Here is a 2,162-nt window from a genome sequence, read left to right as displayed (position 1 = left end):
GAAGTGTATGAAAACACGGGCAGCTACGGCTTTAAAAATATCGACGATGGCGAACTGCTGGCCAGGCGGCGCATGGAGGAGATCGACGCCCAGGGCCAGTTGTACCAGGCGCAAGGCAACGACCGCACGGCCCAACCGGGCCGCTGGTTCACCCTCAGCGGCCATTTCGATGGCGGCGCGGGCAAGGCGGCCACCGAATACCTGATCATTTCCGTGCACCATCACGCCAGCAATAACTACCAGCAGGGCCGCAACGCCACCTCGCACTACAGCAACAGTTTTACCTGCCTGCCGCGCGATACGCCCTGGCGCCCGGGCCGCCATTTCCACAGCCACGAGGTGCGCATGGCCGGCGTGCAAACGGCCACCGTGGTCGGCCCGCCCGGCGAGGAGATCCATACCGACGGCTATGGCCGGGTCAAAGTGCAGTTCCACTGGGACCGCCTGGGCACCTTCGACGACAAGAGTTCGCCCTGGATCAGGGTCGTCTCGAGCTGGGCCGGCGCCAACTTCGGCCATATCAGCCTGCCCCGGGTCGGCATGGAAGTGGTGGTGCAGTTTTTGGACGGCAATGTGTCCATGCCCATCATCATCGGCTGCGTCTACAACGCCCGCAATATGCCGCCCTGGGACCTGCCCGCCAACAAGACCCAGAGCGGCATGCTGAGCCGCTCATCGAAAAGCGGCACCACCTCGCACGCCAACGCGCTACGCTTCGAGGACCGCAAAGGGGCGGAAGAACTCTGGCTGCACGCCGAAAAAGACCAGCGCATCGAGGTCGAACACGATGAATCGCACTGGGTCGGCAACGACCGCCGCAAGACCGTCGACCGCGATGAAACCGTGCAGGTCAGGCGCGACCGGACCGAGACCGTGGGGCGGGATGAGACCATTTCGATACACAACAACCGTACCGAGCAGGTCGACCGGCACGAGACGATCACCATTGGCGGCAACCGCTCGAAAACCGTCTACAAGAATGCCAAGGATTACATTCAGAAAAACTGGTCGGTACGCGTCAGCAAGACGAAGACCGAGACGATCGACATGGCCTATCTGCAGAATGTCGGCATGGGCCGCATGGAAAATGTCGGTCTCGGCTACAGCTTGAATATCGGACTGGGCATGCACACCGTGGTCGGCCTGAACCAGACCACCCGTGTCGGCAAGAAAGTGCATCTGATCGCTGGCGAGGAACTGGAAATCACGGTAGGAAGCGCCGCATTGCTGATGAAGTCGGACGGCAAGATCTTTCTGAACGGTACCCAGATCAGTATCGAGGCGAGCGGGCCATTGCAGATTCTCGGCCATGACGTGGATGTCAACTAGACCGGGGCCGTCATGGAATTTCGCAACCTGACACCCTTCCCCGCCGTGGCCTTCGATGCGCTGGACCAGCGCGATATCCGTTTTCACACGGTCGTGATACGCCTGACCTTCACCTTGCAGCCGGACGGTACGCTGGCGTTCGCGCAAGAACAAACGCCGCTGCTGGCCAGCGACGTGTATTACGGCGAGGCCAATCTTTCCAGCGTGCGCCAGGAGTCCGATTTTGCGCCCTACAAGCCTTGTACCGACGTGATCGTCAATGCCCATGCCTATGCGCCAGGAGGCCGGGCATTGGAACAGTTCCTGGCCGGCATCGAAATTCAACGCGCGTCCATCGTCCCCGACCTGCCGCCACCGCCGCATGGAATGAACCAGTTCATGCCGCCATCTGCGGCACAACTGGCCGATTGGTCACGGCGGTGCGACGCAGCCCAGCGCCAAGCACAGACAGACGCGGTGGTGCTGTCGAAAAACCTGCTGGTCAGCGGACCGCGTGTGTGGCGCTATCGCCCCCGTCTGTTGCGGCTATTGAGCGGCTTCACACTGCATGCATGGCGTCTGACGCGAGCGAGGCCGATTCAGGCCCTGCCCTTGCGTTATGAACTCAGCTACGGCGGCGAGAACAAGGTTAACGCGGACAGCAGCGATGCAAAACGGGTGCCGAAGCGACATCGCCTGCCTGCGGCTGCGACCCAAGCCGGTGCGCCGCTCGCGCATAGCGTGCACCTCGGCAATCCCGTCGGCCGCGGCTGGATGGAGCGCTGGTATCTGAATGCCATCCGCGGCAAGCGGATCGTCGCACCGCAGCTGACTTATCCGCACGACCGGATGCG

At 62.1% G+C, this 2,162-nt stretch carries 2 protein-coding genes; both read left to right on the top strand.

What is annotated here, in order from left to right:
• Window positions 1-1,329 (top strand): type VI secretion system Vgr family protein (locus ACP7B7_RS31565; protein WP_426079356.1); only part of this gene is annotated, 1,329 nt, incomplete at its 5' end.
• A 12-nt stretch (window positions 1,330-1,341) separates the two neighbouring features.
• On the top strand, window positions 1,342-2,162 hold an 821-nt coding region (locus ACP7B7_RS31560; RefSeq protein ID WP_426079355.1), incomplete at its 3' end, for a DUF2169 domain-containing protein.

The sequence above is a fragment of the Janthinobacterium sp. PSPC3-1 genome (assembly GCF_049896105.1).
Classification (GTDB): Bacteria; Pseudomonadota; Gammaproteobacteria; order Burkholderiales; family Burkholderiaceae_D; genus Janthinobacterium.
Note: the sequence above shows the minus strand (reverse complement) of the source record. Positions and strands in the feature narration are given on the sequence as shown.